This window comes from Bacteroides cellulosilyticus DSM 14838 (assembly GCF_000158035.1).
GTDB lineage: Bacteria > Bacteroidota > Bacteroidia > Bacteroidales > Bacteroidaceae > Bacteroides > Bacteroides cellulosilyticus.
This window is the reverse complement of sequence record NZ_EQ973489.1, coordinates 521,650-537,370: the sequence shown is the minus strand read 5'-3', so window position 1 is coordinate 537,370 and position 15,721 is coordinate 521,650. Positions and strand designations below refer to the sequence as shown.

General features: G+C 41.9%; 11 protein-coding genes and 1 pseudogene. 5 read left to right on the top strand and 7 right to left on the bottom strand.

Going from position 1 to position 15,721, the window contains the following annotated elements:
• Nucleotides 1–181 precede the first annotated feature (181 nt).
• The 6 genes from BACCELL_RS04755 to BACCELL_RS04730 form a co-directional block, all read right to left on the bottom strand.
• Nucleotides 182–484: a hypothetical protein gene (locus tag BACCELL_RS04755; RefSeq protein WP_007210444.1), complete on the bottom strand. Its 303-nt coding sequence runs from the start codon at nucleotides 482–484 to the stop codon at nucleotides 182–184.
• Between the two features lie 46 nt (nucleotides 485–530).
• Nucleotides 531–1,577, bottom strand: a complete 1,047-nt coding sequence (gene msrB / locus BACCELL_RS04750) for a peptide-methionine (R)-S-oxide reductase MsrB (protein ID WP_007210443.1) — start codon at nucleotides 1,575–1,577, stop codon at nucleotides 531–533.
• 83 nt (nucleotides 1,578–1,660) lie between these two features.
• Nucleotides 1,661–2,434, bottom strand: a complete 774-nt coding sequence (locus BACCELL_RS04745; RefSeq protein WP_025726077.1) for a DUF5131 family protein — start codon at nucleotides 2,432–2,434, stop codon at nucleotides 1,661–1,663.
• Between the two features lie 202 nt (nucleotides 2,435–2,636).
• Entirely contained in the window at nucleotides 2,637–5,396 is a 2,760-nt protein-coding gene (locus BACCELL_RS04740; RefSeq protein ID WP_007210440.1) for a caspase family protein, read from the bottom strand.
• A 25-nt stretch (nucleotides 5,397–5,421) separates the two neighbouring features.
• Complete coding sequence (locus BACCELL_RS04735) at nucleotides 5,422–7,605, bottom strand: WD40 repeat domain-containing protein (protein ID WP_007210439.1); 2,184 nt, start codon at nucleotides 7,603–7,605, stop codon at nucleotides 5,422–5,424.
• Nucleotides 7,606–7,804: 199 nt separating this feature from the next.
• Nucleotides 7,805–9,235, bottom strand: a complete 1,431-nt coding sequence (locus tag BACCELL_RS04730) for a CCA tRNA nucleotidyltransferase (protein WP_007210438.1) — start codon at nucleotides 9,233–9,235, stop codon at nucleotides 7,805–7,807.
• Nucleotides 9,236–9,536: 301 nt separating this feature from the next.
• Between BACCELL_RS04730 and BACCELL_RS04725 the strand changes: the two genes are divergently transcribed.
• Both BACCELL_RS04725 and BACCELL_RS04720 read left to right on the top strand, forming a co-directional pair.
• Nucleotides 9,537–10,376: an outer membrane protein assembly factor BamD gene (locus BACCELL_RS04725; protein WP_044153290.1), complete on the top strand. Its 840-nt coding sequence runs from the start codon at nucleotides 9,537–9,539 to the stop codon at nucleotides 10,374–10,376.
• 231 nt (nucleotides 10,377–10,607) lie between these two features.
• Nucleotides 10,608–11,577 (top strand): annotated as a pseudogene (locus BACCELL_RS04720) (AAA family ATPase).
• A 178-nt stretch (nucleotides 11,578–11,755) separates the two neighbouring features.
• Here BACCELL_RS04720 and BACCELL_RS04715 read toward each other — a convergent pair.
• Nucleotides 11,756–12,157 (bottom strand): response regulator, encoded by a 402-nt coding sequence (locus BACCELL_RS04715; protein ID WP_007210435.1) that lies wholly within the window; start codon nucleotides 12,155–12,157, stop codon nucleotides 11,756–11,758.
• A gap of 160 nt (nucleotides 12,158–12,317) precedes the next feature.
• Here BACCELL_RS04715 and BACCELL_RS04710 point away from each other — a divergent pair, with 160 nt between their 5' ends.
• The 3 genes from BACCELL_RS04710 to BACCELL_RS27245 all read left to right on the top strand — a co-directional run.
• Nucleotides 12,318–13,952: an ABC-F family ATP-binding cassette domain-containing protein gene (locus BACCELL_RS04710; RefSeq protein ID WP_007210433.1), complete on the top strand. Its 1,635-nt coding sequence runs from the start codon at nucleotides 12,318–12,320 to the stop codon at nucleotides 13,950–13,952.
• Between the two features lie 77 nt (nucleotides 13,953–14,029).
• Nucleotides 14,030–15,415, top strand: coding sequence for an FAD-dependent oxidoreductase (locus BACCELL_RS04705; RefSeq protein ID WP_007210432.1), 1,386 nt, complete (start codon nucleotides 14,030–14,032; stop codon nucleotides 15,413–15,415).
• 61 nt (nucleotides 15,416–15,476) lie between these two features.
• On the top strand, nucleotides 15,477–15,721 hold a 245-nt coding region (locus BACCELL_RS27245; RefSeq protein WP_345917000.1), incomplete at its 3' end, for a DUF6769 family protein.

Below are 15,721 nucleotides of genomic sequence, written 5' to 3'. Positions count from 1 at the left end.
GATGATTTACTGTTTTTTGACTTTAAGTTCCCGACCCGTTTAATGTTACTTCCGATAGAAATCAAATGCAATGGCACAATGTTTTGTCATAAAGCCACACCGCTCCAGCGTCCTGCGTGAAGCAACGTTATCAGCTGCACACCCTGCAATAGGAGTATATCCCGCTTTTAAGCATGATTCTTTAAGATGCGAAATCATCAAATGACTTGCAGAAAGCACTCTTAATCTGAAATTCTTTCAACGCTCTTCCGAATATTTCTTCTTTTCGTGAAAGCAGTTCATCAGACAGATAGAATTCAATCAACTCTCCTTCTTCCGACTGAATGAAATACCCCACTCTTTCTTCATCCTGTTCGATACAGAAACAAGTGCCTTTTGCAACCAGCCACTCGCAGTGTAACTCCTGGGGGTAACGCAAAGAATCCAGATATTGATTTCTCAGATTCAGAAGTGATGCCAATGGTACAGCTTTAAATTCAATCATAATTCCGTTTTTGCTAAAGATACGAAAGTTTTCCGGATACGAAAAATTACTTTACTAAACTGATGTATTCCCCATATCCTTCAGCCTGCATCTTCTCTTTAGGAATGAATCTCAACGAAGCACTGTTGATGCAATAACGCAAACCACCTTTATCTGCCGGACCATCAGTGAAGACATGTCCTAAATGGGCATCACCCGTAGCACTTCTAACCTCTGTGCGTACCATACCATGAGAAGTATCCATCTTCTCATGAATAAGTTTACGATCAATCGGTTTTGAGAAACTGGGCCAGCCACAGCCGGAATCAAACTTATCAGTTGAAACGAACAAAGGCTCACCCGTAGTGATATCTACATAAATACCGGGACGGTGTTCATTCCAATAATCATTATGAAAAGCCGGCTCGGTTGCATTCTTTTGAGTCACGGCATATTGCTCCGGGGTGAGTTTAGAACGCAACACCGTATCATCCGGTTTACTATAAACAGATTTTTTCGGCATTTTAGCCTTACGCGCCAAGTCAAATAGTTCAGGATGGATATGACAATATCCGCCCGGATTCTTATCCAGATAATCCTGGTGATAGTCTTCCGCCGGATAGAAATTCTTCAAAGGCTTTATTTCTACTGCCAGCGGACGGGAGTAAGCTGTTGCCAGACGGTGCACAGTTTCTTGAATAACCGCTAAATCAGCTGGGTCAGTATAATAAATACCCGTACGATATTGGGTACCCTTGTCATTACCCTGCCTGTTTACGCTGGTAGGGTCGATGGTTTTGAAATAAAGATCTATGAGAAAAGGCAGGTCCACTTTGAGGGGATCATACTGCACTTTCACGGTTTCTGCAAAGTCCGTAGTTCCGGTACATACTTGTTTATAAGTCGGATTGGCAATATTGCCGTTTGCATAGCCGACTTGCGTAGTTTCTACGCCATCAATTAGTTTCAGGAAATGCTCGGTTCCCCAGAAACAGCCTCCTGCCAGATAAATTTCCTTGGTTGATTCCATATCTTTTTTCCTTTCTGCCTGCCCTGCCTGATTATTGGCACAAGCCAGACAACTTATTAACAATACAAATATAAGTTGTTTCATATCTTCAGCTCTCCAACAAATCTTATGCTATTGATATATGAATATATAACAATCAAACCGATAGGATAGTTGAACACAAGAGACTACAATATAGCGCTGCCTGTATTCTCTTCTATAAAAGAGGTACGATCCGGCTCATAGTTTATCTCCGCCTTCCGGGCCTGCGAGTGCTGAAATTGTCGGGCTACTTTAAACTCCTTCCCTTCTTTCAATAAATAAGAACCTGTCTGCTTAAACCAGAAGCCCACATTAGCTTCTATACATTGGCGACGAATCTCCAAAACCCAGTCATAATCGCATACACGCGCCTCCCGTCCAGATTCTCCTCCGGCTACAACCTGCTCAACCCACTCACCTAACTCTCCCCTGAAATCTATCCGGCTGAGAAGCGGTTCGCAAATAATAATTTTATGCTTAATGGGAGCTGCCTTATAAATAGGCAGGCGATAGTCAATCCGATCCTGATTCTCCATCGTACAACAGATTGTTACATTATCATATCCTTCTCCCCAATCTGAAGGTAAACAATCCTTCAGTCGGTCAATACGCTTAGTGATAAACAGAAAGTGGAGATCTTGTCTCAACCGCATCATCTCCCATGCTTCAGGACGCCATTCATCAGCATCTTCCACCAGAAAATCAGAAGTGAAACATGTATAGACCAGGTTACCGGAAGGTATCTTGTAAGTTTTGTTTTTCTTTTGCTGCACAGGCAGATTGAACTTCTCTGTCTTTGCCACAACGGAACTATCCTTACCATATTTACCATCTGTACGATAAACATAGCAATGCTGACAGCCTGTACTAAACTTATGACAGCCATGCCAGGGATTCCACATCGAAGTCTTTACACCTATTCGCAGCATATGTTCATTGTCTCCATAACTCTATGTCTTTATTGTTGCTTTCACAAAGTTATGCATTGCCCTTATTCCAGGCAGTATTCGAATTCTTTTTTATGGAACTTTTACATGCGCTTATGAAAAGAAGCATGAAAAAGAAAAAGGGACTCTGCAACATTTATGTCGACAGAGTCCCTTTTTCTATATTGCCAATAAACTAATTCATTGTCGCCGGTGTCTTCAGCTTCACATCTGCCCAATCAGACCATGTAGGAGAAACCATATACTGAGGTTCCTGCATCTTGCCAATCAAAGCAGTAGCTTTCTTCACCTCTGCATTGGTCTTTTCAAACAGTTCTTTCATGGTTAAATCTCCCTTTGCATCCTTGATACATTTAACCAGGAAATAAGTATAATATCCCTGCTTCTTATCATGATAAACACTGGAAGTCTGGTCACCGCTACTGGATGAGAAACTCAAGGTATGTCCCTGTGGCAAACCCACCTTCGGTACTACACGTACCCCTTTTTGGGCCAGCAACGGAGCAGCACTCTTGTAGCCACCACTAAAGCAAGCATCCAGGAAAACATAAGCTCCCTTGATAGGATAGGTTGCCAGACGTTTATATAAATCCGCCAGAGAAATACCCAGACGAATGTTCTTACCCGTAATATCTACCGGCAGCAGATAAGGTTCTTTCGTTGCCTCATCATTATTACCATGACCGGAATAATAGAATATCAATTCCGCTTCAGGATCAGTACTTGCCATATTCACCAACCAGTCAAGCTGTTCGTGCATCATACCAGCCGTAGCATTCGGAACAACTTTCAGTTGTCCATCAGGTACACCAAATGTACGTACACAATATTCACGGAATACCATAGCATCATTCACGGCATAAGGCACATTAATCTCTGCATTGGCACCAGTTATGCTATAATCTTCGTTACCAATGATCAATGCATAACGGTGACGATTCACAGCACCCACAGGAATATCTTGCAGCAACTCAGTATTGAGTCCTAAACTAACATTCTTAAGATCAACCGCCTTACGAACAGCTCCGTCAATCTTGATTGTGCTGGATGCCGTTAAGTATTCACCCACCTTCACCTTATAGGCTTCACTCAGATAAGAAGAACGGGAATCTTCACTCACGCTTACCATCACAGCGATTGAATCACCATCGAAACGCTTGTTCACCAGGAAACCATAATCCAGTGTTGCTACATCCCCCGGAGCAATACTATCAATCGTCATTTCAGGTACATCAGTTGTAAACACATTATTCGGCAATTTGAAGTTCAATTTCACATTACGTGCTGTCTTCGAACCGAAATTCTGCAAAGCAAGCGTCAGCTTACCATTCTTACCTAAAGTGATAGAAGAACCTTCGGAAGCAAAGAACTGATGATCCGCCACACGCAGGCGCGGCATAGCATATTCCTGTGTATTAACAATCAATTCCGACGGATCAGCATCAAAACCATTCGCTTCGAATGCATAGATATTGATCTTGGCCAGCGCTGACGGCATTTCTTTCTTTACCAGATAACGGAAAGTGTATTGCTTCGATGTTCCTGCGGGAATATTACCACCATCCAACTCACGGGGACCGTCGAAATATTCATCATATCCCTGTTGTTCGGAAAGACGGAGGCGGATGTTATAAGCATCCCCCTGTCCCTTATTCTCAACAGAAAATTGAACAGCAAAACTTTCACCGGCATCTATTACCTTATTATTATTACCATCAATAAAACTATCCACATGGATGACCAACATAGCAGGTTCCACCGGCACAGGAGCAGATTCCTGTTGCTGTGCCACCCCTTCAGTCTTCTTCAATGCCTCATTATAGGCCAGCAAACGGGATGGGAAAGAAGTATATGAAGCACCGTCAGTAATAATTTTCATCAAGACTTCATACTCAGATTTCATATCCATATACTGATATACACCCGCCAACCCCTGCATATACATTTTAGATGAAGGCTCTTTTTCCAGAATTTTCAGGAACAGGTCTTTAGCATCCAGCAGATAACCGGAAGCACGCTGACGTACCAACGCATATTCGGTATCATTAGCAATAGTAGCACCGTTATTCACAATTTCAGTAGCTACATTGAAATTAACACGTGCCAATCCGGTGAGCAACTCAAAACTATCGGGATGGAGAGCATACAAACGTTTGTAGATATCAAGCGCTTCCTGATTCTTTCCCTGGCGTTCCAGAATACGTGCCTTGATGGGCAATACCTTATCATTATTGGGATCAACTTCAAGAATACGATCGATGGCCGACAGTAACTTCGGCATATTATTCGTGGCAATATGCACATTCACCAGATTATAAAGGAAATCAAGCGAAACAGGATACTTGGCTATGGCTTCCTCCAAAACACGTTCCTGTTCAGAATAATTCTTCTGCGACTGATAAATCATATTCATATATACATAGCAGTCTTTCTGCTGTGTATCCGTTCCCGTGCTTAAATACTCCTGGAAATACTTCAACGCCTGCGAATACTTTTGGAGATTGTAGGCAGATACCGCCGCATAATATACTACAGAAGCATAGCGGTTATCTTTGGGAAGCAACTCGCTCTGAAAAATCTTCAGCCGGGGCATCTCAATATAAGCTGCCGCAAAATCCAGCGCCTTAGAGGGTTGCTTCTGTTCGGAATAATACACTGCACCATTCAACAGATAAGGATACATAGCACGCAAACGATTCTTGGCACCACTCAAATACTGACCGTTATCCGGTGCTTCCACAACTTTCATGAAATTCTCGTAACTGTCCAGCAAATAGCTATACATACCCGTCACGTTCGTTCCTTTATCGCGCTCACTTTCAAAAAGCACATATTGTTGGTTAGCACGCTTAGAAGCAGCAGCGGCATCCTGTGCCACTACTCTCCCACATGCTCCCAACATTAAAATGATTGTCAGTACTAAAAAATTCTTCATATTTATTTATTAGCTCCTCACTAAATTATTTTGCAGGAAAAGCATCCATGATTACAAACTCTACGTTAATCTTACGGAATTCACCACCGCGTTCTTTGGCTACTTCCACATGATATTCATATTCGTTCTTGGTGTTATCCAGTGTGGTTACATTCTTTTCTATATAATTCTTCACACCTGCCGCACGCATCAAAGCCAACTGTTCATTAGCAGTAATGCCCGAAGCCTTTGTTACGGTAATATTATCAAGATTACCATCCTTATAATAAGGTTCATCGATAAATTCGCCATATTGTCCGTTATAGGCAATGCGTCCGCGAATAGGACTTGCATCGGCAGAACCGGTAACAATGACCTTCACTTGTTTACCTTCAGACAGATACTTGGAGAAATCGCCTTCAAAAGCATTCTTGATTATCTTCATCAGAGACATTGCGGCATTGGAACGTTCAATATCATAACCACCTGACGGGAAGTCCTCCTTTGCAGAAAACTCTTTATTGATCACCTCATACTGGTAGCCCACTTTGTAGTTCAGAATCTTATTACCATTAGCATCCACACCCGGAATTACTTCTGTCCTCACATCAATCTGTGTATTTTCCGTAATCAGCTTATCCTGCTTCTTTTCTTCGATTACAGCTTCTTTGATCTCCTTCAGCTGAATTTCTTCACGACTTGCCTGCTGCATAATTTCCAGCGGAACAAAGTTTTCATCTGCTTCCAAGGCGGTCAACTTAGTGCGACCGATATTATCATAAATATAGACCTTATTTGTAGTCTCATTACGCACTTCTACATAAGCCAACTCAAATTCGTCCTTATCATTCAATACATAAACCGCATTATCAAATTTCAGGTTCTTACCATCCTTAAAGTCGCCTACTTCATTTGAAGGCACTTCCAAAGCAATCGCGGGCAATGCATTAAATCCGATGTTCAGCATATTCTTGGAAGCGTCATATTCTCCCACGAAAGGATTATCAATAGAGATGCGGTCGCCTGCCAACTCCGTTGCCACTTCCTGAGCAAATAATTGTTGTTGCTTCAGGCGAGTCTCGTCATTCACACGGATAGCATAATCTTCCATGGACTCACCCTGCATCATCTTCACCCACTCATTCATCTTAGCATCCACTTCCTTACTCATCAATTTACCAAAGAAAGGATTCAAACCATTAGCATCCCAGAACACAAGTCCTTTGGCGCGATTGGAAAGCATGAATACATCGCTCGTTTGCTTGTTCACAAAGAAGCGACTACCCGTCACACCACCCGGATTTTCATCCAATGTCTGTTCAGGCACACTGTTTTTCAAGTTCATGATGACAATAGCGTTACCATCTTTAACCACACTGATATATTTGCCATCCGGATGAAAGGACGGAGAAGTCAGTGTTCCACCTATCTTATCAAAGATATCCACCTTATCCCATGTCTTTGTATCGAAAATAGTCAGACGCTTGTCTGCCGTCACAACAGCCATTTGAGAAGCATCGGCAGAAAAGACCAATTCAGTTACTTCGGCAGGCATCGGAAGAGAAGTACGCAGTTCTTTTGTCTGGAAATTCCAGATATCGATATTCTTACCGGTTCCGGCAGCGATAAAATAGTTGTTGGGACTCATAGTAATAGCCGTCGCGACAGCTTTTCCCTGAATATAAGCCTGAGGCAAATATGCTTTTGTGTCGTAAACTATGATTTCTCCTAAAGAATTGGAAACCAAAAAATTGCGTGCATCAGCACCATAGCACATGGCAACAGGGACAATGTCTCCCTTTGATGCATCTTTCATCAACTCAGCGCCTACAGGTCCGGGCACAAAGAAATTCAGATTCTTCCTGCCCTTCAGTTCCTTGCTCTTACGCTGCTCTTTCAGTTCAAAAAGCTTTTTGTTCCGGTCACGGAAAGAATAAATACTAACAGGTTTCTTCCCCCGCATCAAAGCCAATGAGCTACCCGTAGGGTTAAAGGCTATTTTATCAACATCTCTCAGATCGACAATAGGGATATCGCGAATCGTAAGCAAAGAACCATCCGACAGGAAAGCTGTACAAAACGTTGTATTGTCAAATGCCGAAATACGTTTCGCTGAAGGAAAACTCCTTTTCACCTGTACCTGCGCCATTGCCTGACTGCCAAAGAAAGCAGCCACAATACAAAATGCAATACCCTTGACCGGGCGGAACCACATTCTCATTTCATCCATATCTTTAATGTTTATAATAGTTTATGTTTCATACTATTTGCAAATATAAACATTAAATTCCTATCAAGCGGTCAACAAATTCCTGTTTTTTTTGTTTAAGGAGGCTTTTAACAGGATAAACAGGTAAAAAACAAGATTAAGAGGATCAAAAAGATAACTATGCGGAATATTTATTTGTCACGGAAATCAGTGACAAATATTAAGAATGTTTCAATCCCATCTTTTCAGCACGCTGCAACATAAAAGTGCGTGCAGCCTCGTATTCATTGGGTATCACTCCATCCAAAATAGCATCTTTAATGGCGCTTTTCAGAGTTCCTACTTGCTGGCAGGGTTCCAGATTGAAAGTTTTCATGATTTCTTCTCCACTGATAGGTGGCTGGAAATTGCGAACGCGGTCGCGCTCTTCAAGATCCTTCAGTTTCTGACGCACCAGTTGGAAATTATTAAGAAAACGTTGTTTGCGCTCCATATTCTTGGACGTGATATCAGCTTCACACAATGTCATCAGATCATCAATATCATCTCCGGCTTCAAAGAGAAGACGACGTACTGCAGAGTCGGTTACCACATCATCAGCAATGACAATAGGACGCATGTGCAAACTTACCAGCTTCTGTACATACTTCATTTTTTCATTCATCGGCAATTTCATTCTCCGAAAAATCTCCGGTACCATCTTCTCACCAATGAAATTATGATTGTGGAACGTCCAGCCTGCACGAGGTTCCCAACGTTTGGTAACAGGTTTTGCTATGTCATGCAACAGGGCAGCCCAGCGCAACCAAAGATTATCGGTTTTGCGACTGATATTATCAAGTACTTCCAAAGTATGATAGAAGTTGTCCTTATGAGCCCGTCCGTTGCGGGTTTCCACACCTTGCAATGCAGCAAGTTCCGGAAAAATCAGCGGCAACAGTCCGGAACGATCCAAATCAATAAAGCCTTTGGAAGGAACTGGAGAGAGCAATATCTTATTTAGTTCCTCCGCAATACGTTCCTTAGAGATAATAGAAATACGTTCACAATTGCGACACAAAGACTCGAACGTAGCATCATCAATATAGAAATTCAATTGGGTAGCAAAACGGATGCAACGCATCATACGCAACGGATCATCACTGAATGTGATATCCGGATCAAGCGGCGTACGGATAGTCTTTTCTTTTAAATCCTCTATGCCACCAAAAGGATCTACCAATTCCCCGAAACGGCTTTGGTTCAAACAGACAGCCAGTGCATTAATAGTAAAATCACGACGATTCTGATCATCTTCCAACGTACCATCTTCAACAATAGGTTTACGCGAATCACGTTGATATGATTCCTTACGCGCACCTACAAACTCCACTTCTGTCCCACGATATTTCACCTGTGCAGTACCAAAATTCTTAAATACAGCTACGTGCGCTCCACGCCCCAAACATTTGCCCAATGCTTCAGCCATTTCTATACCACTGCCAACCACTACGACATCAATATCCTTAGAAGGGCGTTGCAGGAAAATATCGCGTACATATCCACCGACCACATAGCATTCCAATCCCAATTCATCTGCCGTCTCGGATATCCGTTTAAATATGTCGTCACTAAAATGTTGTTTCAATTCTTCTGTTGTCAACTCAACCATAATACATCTTTAAAAAATAATCATATAGTTTTCATTCCGAAGAGTAGAAAGTCTCTTGGTCTATTTTTCCACCTTCCATGTATCCGAACCGTGTCATCCTCGTATTTGCCCCATACCTATACGTTTGGACTTGGTACGGACCAGGTACGGCTTTGATACGGACCGGGTACGGTGAGGATAAATAATTGTTCCAAACATCCGATATCTTAAGAAAACTAAAATACAATTTATCTATATTTGAGGCTGCAAAGATACGGATATTATTTATAATTTTGTCCTCACTAACAGAAGAACAACAGTTATGAAGACAATGATACTTCTTGCGTGCCTCTGTTGCATGCTCTTCTCTTGCGAGAATGTGGAGAAAAAAGCCGGTGAAAAATTGCAAACCGCCCGTGAAGCTTTTGAACGGGGAGACTTCAGTGAAGCAAAAATGCAGATTGACAGCATTAAGATATTATACCCAAAAGCTTTTGAAACTCGTCGTGAAGGCATCAGTCTGATGCAGCAGGTAGAACTGAAAGAACAGGAAAAAACACTTGTTTACCTGGATAGCCTGCTTCAAAAGAAACAAAGCGAATTGGATGCCATAAAAGGGAAATTCACCCTCGAAAAAGATGCCGAATATCAGAAAATAGGCAACTATCTGCACCCCTCACAAGTAATAGAAAAAAATCTGCATCGTTCATATCTCCGCTTTCAAGTAAACGAAACCGGACAAATGAGCATGACTTCCATTTATTGTGGTCCAAGCAATATTCACCACATCAGCGTAAAGGTTATCGCACCCGATGGTAGTTTTGCTGAAACACCCGCCTCCAAAGATAGCTATGAAACAACTGACCTGGGGGAAAAGATAGAAAAAGCTGATTATAAAATAGGAGAAGACGGCAATGTTATCGGTTTCCTTTATCTGAATAAAGACAAGAATATTAAAGTGAACTATCAGGGTGAACGCCCCTACTCCACTACAATGACTCCGGCAGACCGCCAGGCAGTGGCCAGTATTTATGAACTGGCACAGTTACTTTCATCTATCACTGAAATTAAGAAAGAGATGGAAGAATCAAATCTGAAAATAGAGTTTGTGAAACGGAAGATGCAGGAAAGGGAAGAAAAAGAGACGGAACAAGGAAAATAAACAAATTAAAGAAACCATTAAAACTCAAGATTGTTAAAACTACATTCGGAATAATATCTATAATCGAAAGCAAAAATAAGAGTTTTGCAAATTCTTTGTAAGTTTGATTTAAGAGTCCAACATCTATTTATTTTTCAGATTTCACATACTATATATACGATGTAGGATAGCAACCTTTATGCCTTTTGACCTTTATTTCTATCTTTGTACTGAAAAACAACGTCATTCATTATGGGAACACCTTTTGTATATGGACGAATAGCCGATAAGAACAATTTCACGGATAGAAAAAAAGAAGTTGAACTGCTCAAGCGCAACTGCCGTACTGAAAATAAGCCATTCCGTATGGGATGATTTCGCCGCTTCCGTCCGAAAATATTGGGGGCAACTACTACCTTCTGTCACATTCTCAGATACGGCTCAAACATGCGAATTATCTTTCGGACTTGATTTCAAAGACAATAAAATGACATTTGATGAAATCTTGGATTTGCCACAAGCCATCAGTAGGGATTACGGCAAAAAGATGGTGGTTTGTATCGACGAATTTCAAAATATCAACGAGTATGACGACCCTTTGGCATTTCAGCGGAAGCTACGCTCGCACTGGCAGAAACATACGAACGTATGCTATTGCCTGTACGGCAGCAAAAGACATATGCTACTGGATATTTTTCATAATTACAACATGCCTTTCTATAAATTCGGGGACATCTTATTTCTGGAAAAGATACCCAAAGAGGATTGGATCGAATTTATCGGAAGAAAGTTTTCTGAAACCGGAAAGGAAATTTCAGGAGAATTATGCAGCATGATTACCGGCCTGATGAAGAATCACCCCTATTATACCCAACAATTAAGTCAGCAAGTGTGGTTTAGAACCGCGACAGTTGCCTCAGCCGAAGTAGTTGATGAGGCTTTCAGTGATATTATCGGGCAACTTAGTTTGCTTTTCGCCAATATCATCGATACATTGACACCACGGCAAATAAATTTTCTACTGGCAGTAGCCGATGGGGTTACAAACTTCTCATCAAAAGAAATACTCATTAAATATCAGTTGGGGACATCTGCTAATATCAAAAATCTAAAAAAAGCAGCAACTGAAAAAGATTTGGTTGATATTTTACCGGGAAACCGGATAGAACTACAAGACCCCGTATTTGCACATTGGCTGAAACAGATTTATCGCACGAGATGAAATCGTTAAAGTCCCGAAAACAAGGTTCTTTTCCATTGTACCAATAATATGCGCTAAGAAGCATTCTTATAGAGAATAAAAAGAAATATCTTCCTAAATATAAAAACGAACGCGGGACAACTACATTAAGAAGTCATCCCGCGTTCGTTATAATATAATTTATGCCATGAAAATTCTATTACCACTGCAACCGTGGCAAGAACTTACTCAAGCAAGTACGTAATGCACTCAAGGTAATAGGCTTTACCAATACTTCCGAAGCACCGGCAGCCATTGCATTTTCACGGTCAGCCGTAAAAGCATAAGCAGTCTGCATGATAATAGGAAGTTCTTTCTCCTCTTCACGGATAATCTTTGTTGCTTCCAAGCCATTCATGATAGGCATTTTAATATCCATAAGAATAGCTGCTGTCTTTCCACGGTTCTCTTTGAACAGATTAACCATCTCTTCACCGTTCTTCGCCCACAATATCTCGCATTTTTTGCCAATAATAGCCTTTATCAACTTAAAGTTACTATCATCGTCTTCCGCTACCAGTATCAGCGGACGGTAATCTTCTGATAAATTCCCTGTTTCCATGACCAATGTATTTTTGTTTAATGAGGCAAAGATATAAAAAATAATATAAATATATTATCTTTGGAGAAGATATGCTGCATCTCGGCATAAAAAATGAACGAGTTCATTTTATTCTGTACTCGGTTTGCACTATCTTTGCGCCTCAATTTAAAAATAGAGTATGATTTCAATAGACGGACTGGCCGTAGAATTCGGCGGCACCACCTTATTCAGTGACGTTTCCTTCGTTATTAATGAAAAAGACCGCATCGCCCTGATGGGAAAGAACGGAGCGGGAAAAAGTACCTTACTGAAAATTCTGGCAGGAGTACGCCAACCTACCCGGGGCAAAATCTCGGCACCTAAAGACAGTGTTATCGCTTACCTGCCGCAACATCTGATGACGGAAGACGGACGAACCGTATTCCAGGAAACCGCACAGGCTTTCTCACACCTGCATGAGATGGAAGCAGAAATAGAACGCCTCAACAAAGAACTGGAAACACGTACCGATTATGAAAGCGACAGTTATATGGAACTGATTGAAACGGTTTCCGCCCTGAGTGAAAAATTCTACTCTATCGATGCTACCAACTATGAGGAAGATGTAGAGAAAGCTCTGTTAGGACTCGGCTTCAGCCGCGAAGATTTCAACCGCCAGACCAGTGACTTCAGCGGCGGATGGCGTATGCGCATCGAGCTTGCCAAACTACTGTTGCAAAAGCCGGATGTACTGTTACTGGATGAGCCTACCAACCACCTCGACATCGAAAGTATTCAGTGGTTGGAAGATTTCCTTATCAATAATGGTAAAGCTGTTATTGTCATCAGCCACGACCGCAAGTTTGTAGATAATATCACTACCCGTACCATTGAAGTGACGATGGGACGTATCTATGATTATAAAGTAAATTATTCCAAATATCTGGAACTCCGCAAAGAACGTCGTGAACAACAACAAAAGGCTTACGACGAACAACAGAAGTTCATTGCCGAAACCAAAGAATTCATTGAACGCTTCAAAGGCACTTACTCCAAAACCCTGCAAGTACAAAGCCGCGTAAAAATGTTGGAAAAGTTGGAAATTTTGGAAGTGGATGAGGAAGATACTTCGGCACTACGGTTGAAATTTCCGCCATCCCCACGTTCCGGAAATTATCCTGTAATCATGGAAAACGTAGGTAAAACCTATGGCGATCATGTAGTATTCAAAAACGCTACACTGACCGTGGAACGGGGAGACAAATTAGCATTTGTCGGCAAAAACGGCGAAGGTAAATCCACCTTGGTAAAATGTATCATGAAAGAGATTGAACACGATGGCACGCTGACACTCGGACATAATGTGCAGATCGGTTATTTCGCACAAAACCAAGCTTCCCTGCTGGACGAAAACCTAACGGTATTCCAAACGATTGATGATGTGGCAAAGGGAGAAATACGTAATAAGATACGTGACCTGCTGGGTGCTTTCATGTTCGGTGGACCAGAGCAATCCATGAAGAAAGTGAAAGTGCTTTCCGGTGGAGAGCGCACACGACTCGCCATGATTAAACTGTTGTTGGAACCGGTAAACCTACTGATTCTGGATGAACCGACGAACCACCTCGACCTGAAGACCAAGGACATTCTGAAGCAAGCGCTGTTGGATTTCGATGGTACACTGATTGTAGTAAGCCATGACCGTGACTTCTTGGACGGACTGGTTACCAAGGTCTACGAATTCGGTAATAAACAAGTAAAGGAACACTTAAGCGGCATCTACGAATTCCTGGAAAAGAAGAAGATGGAGTCACTCCGCGAACTGGAAAGGTAAACGTTCCTTAACAGGGCTTCCGCAACTTTTCTTGCGTCATATTGTTTCATTTTTATAAAACTCTAATTACGAGAACAATGAAACGATATGACGCTATAATAATAGGCTTCGGCAAAGGTGGCAAGCTACTGGCGGTCGAATTAGCCAACCGCAACTGGAAAGTGGCGGTCATCGAACGTTCCCCGGACATGTACGGTGGAACCTGTATAAATGTAGGATGTATCCCTACTAAAACCATGATAAACGAATCGGAATTCGCCGAACGTATCTATCAAGACGATTATAAGAAACAATCCAAGTTATATTCCCTCGCCCTAAGGCGCAAGGATAAGTTAGTCACCTTTCTTCGAGAAAAGAACGTCGAAAATCTGACGAATAACCCTAATATAACATTGTATGACGGAACTGCATCTTTTCTCTGTCCGGACACGGTAAAGGTAGTTCCTTCACCGGAAAGTGAAGATTACTTTGAACTGGAAGGAAAAGAAATCTTTATCAATACCGGTTCTACACCTATCCTACCCGATATTGATGGATTAAAAAACAGCCGATACATATATACAAGTGAGACATTGCTGCATAGCGAGATTCTTCCCCAACACTTGCTGATAATAGGAAGCGGAGCCATCGGGCTGGAATTTGCCACCATGTATGCCGGATTCGGCAGCAAGGTCACTATTCTGGAAGCCGGTAAACGCTTATTGCCGAAAGCTGATCGGGAGATTGCCGAATATATGCAGGAAAGTCTGAAAAGAAAAAATATAGAGATACGTCTGAATGCACGCGTACAATCCTTACATGATACAGCGGACGGCATTACCGCCGCCTATACGGATGCCTCGGACGGCACACCTTACTTTCTTGAAGGCGATGCCCTACTCATTGCAACAGGACGTAAACCTATGATAGATGATCTGAATCTGGAAAAAGCAAAAATACAGGTTAATGCACAAGGAGGGATCATTGTCAATGAGCAATTACGTACTACTGCACCACACGTCTGGGCCTTGGGAGACGTCAAAGGTGGGGAAATGTATGATTACCTTTCAATTGACGATTCCCGTATCATCTTAAATCATCTTTTCGGTAATAAGGAACGTTCTGTTGATGACCGCAATCCCGTACCTTACGCCATCTTCACAGATCCACCTATGGCACATATCGGTCTGACGGAAGAAGAAGCTATGAAACGTGGATATCCCATCAAGATTTCACGTCTGCCCGCCTCCGCCATCCCTCGTGCACGTACTTTGCAGAATATGGATGGGATGCTAAAAGCTATTGTAAATACGGATACAGAGAAAATACTGGGCTGCTCACTCTTCTGCGTGGATGCACCGGAACTTATCAATCTAGTAGCATTTGTCATGAAAACCGGACAGAAATCTTCGGCTTTACGTAACTTCATATTCACCCATCCCAGTATGAGTGAAGGTTTAAATGAATTATTCAAGGCTTTTTAATAACTAACATTTGGTAATTAAGCCGTTAACTTCTATCTTTGTCCGCAATAAAAAAATAAGGATGCAGAGAAAACGGTACATAACATTCTTTTTTATATTCATCAGCATGGTCATGCTGGTGGTACCGGTTATTCCTCACCACCATCACAATAATGGGTTGATATGTATGAAGAATGACATAACTCCCAATTGTTGCGGACAACAACACACCCCGGATAGCGAACATTGCTGTTGCGATACGGGATGTGTTACTACTCACTTTTTCCAGCAAACTCCCAGCTCGGACAACGGATGGACACATCCGGA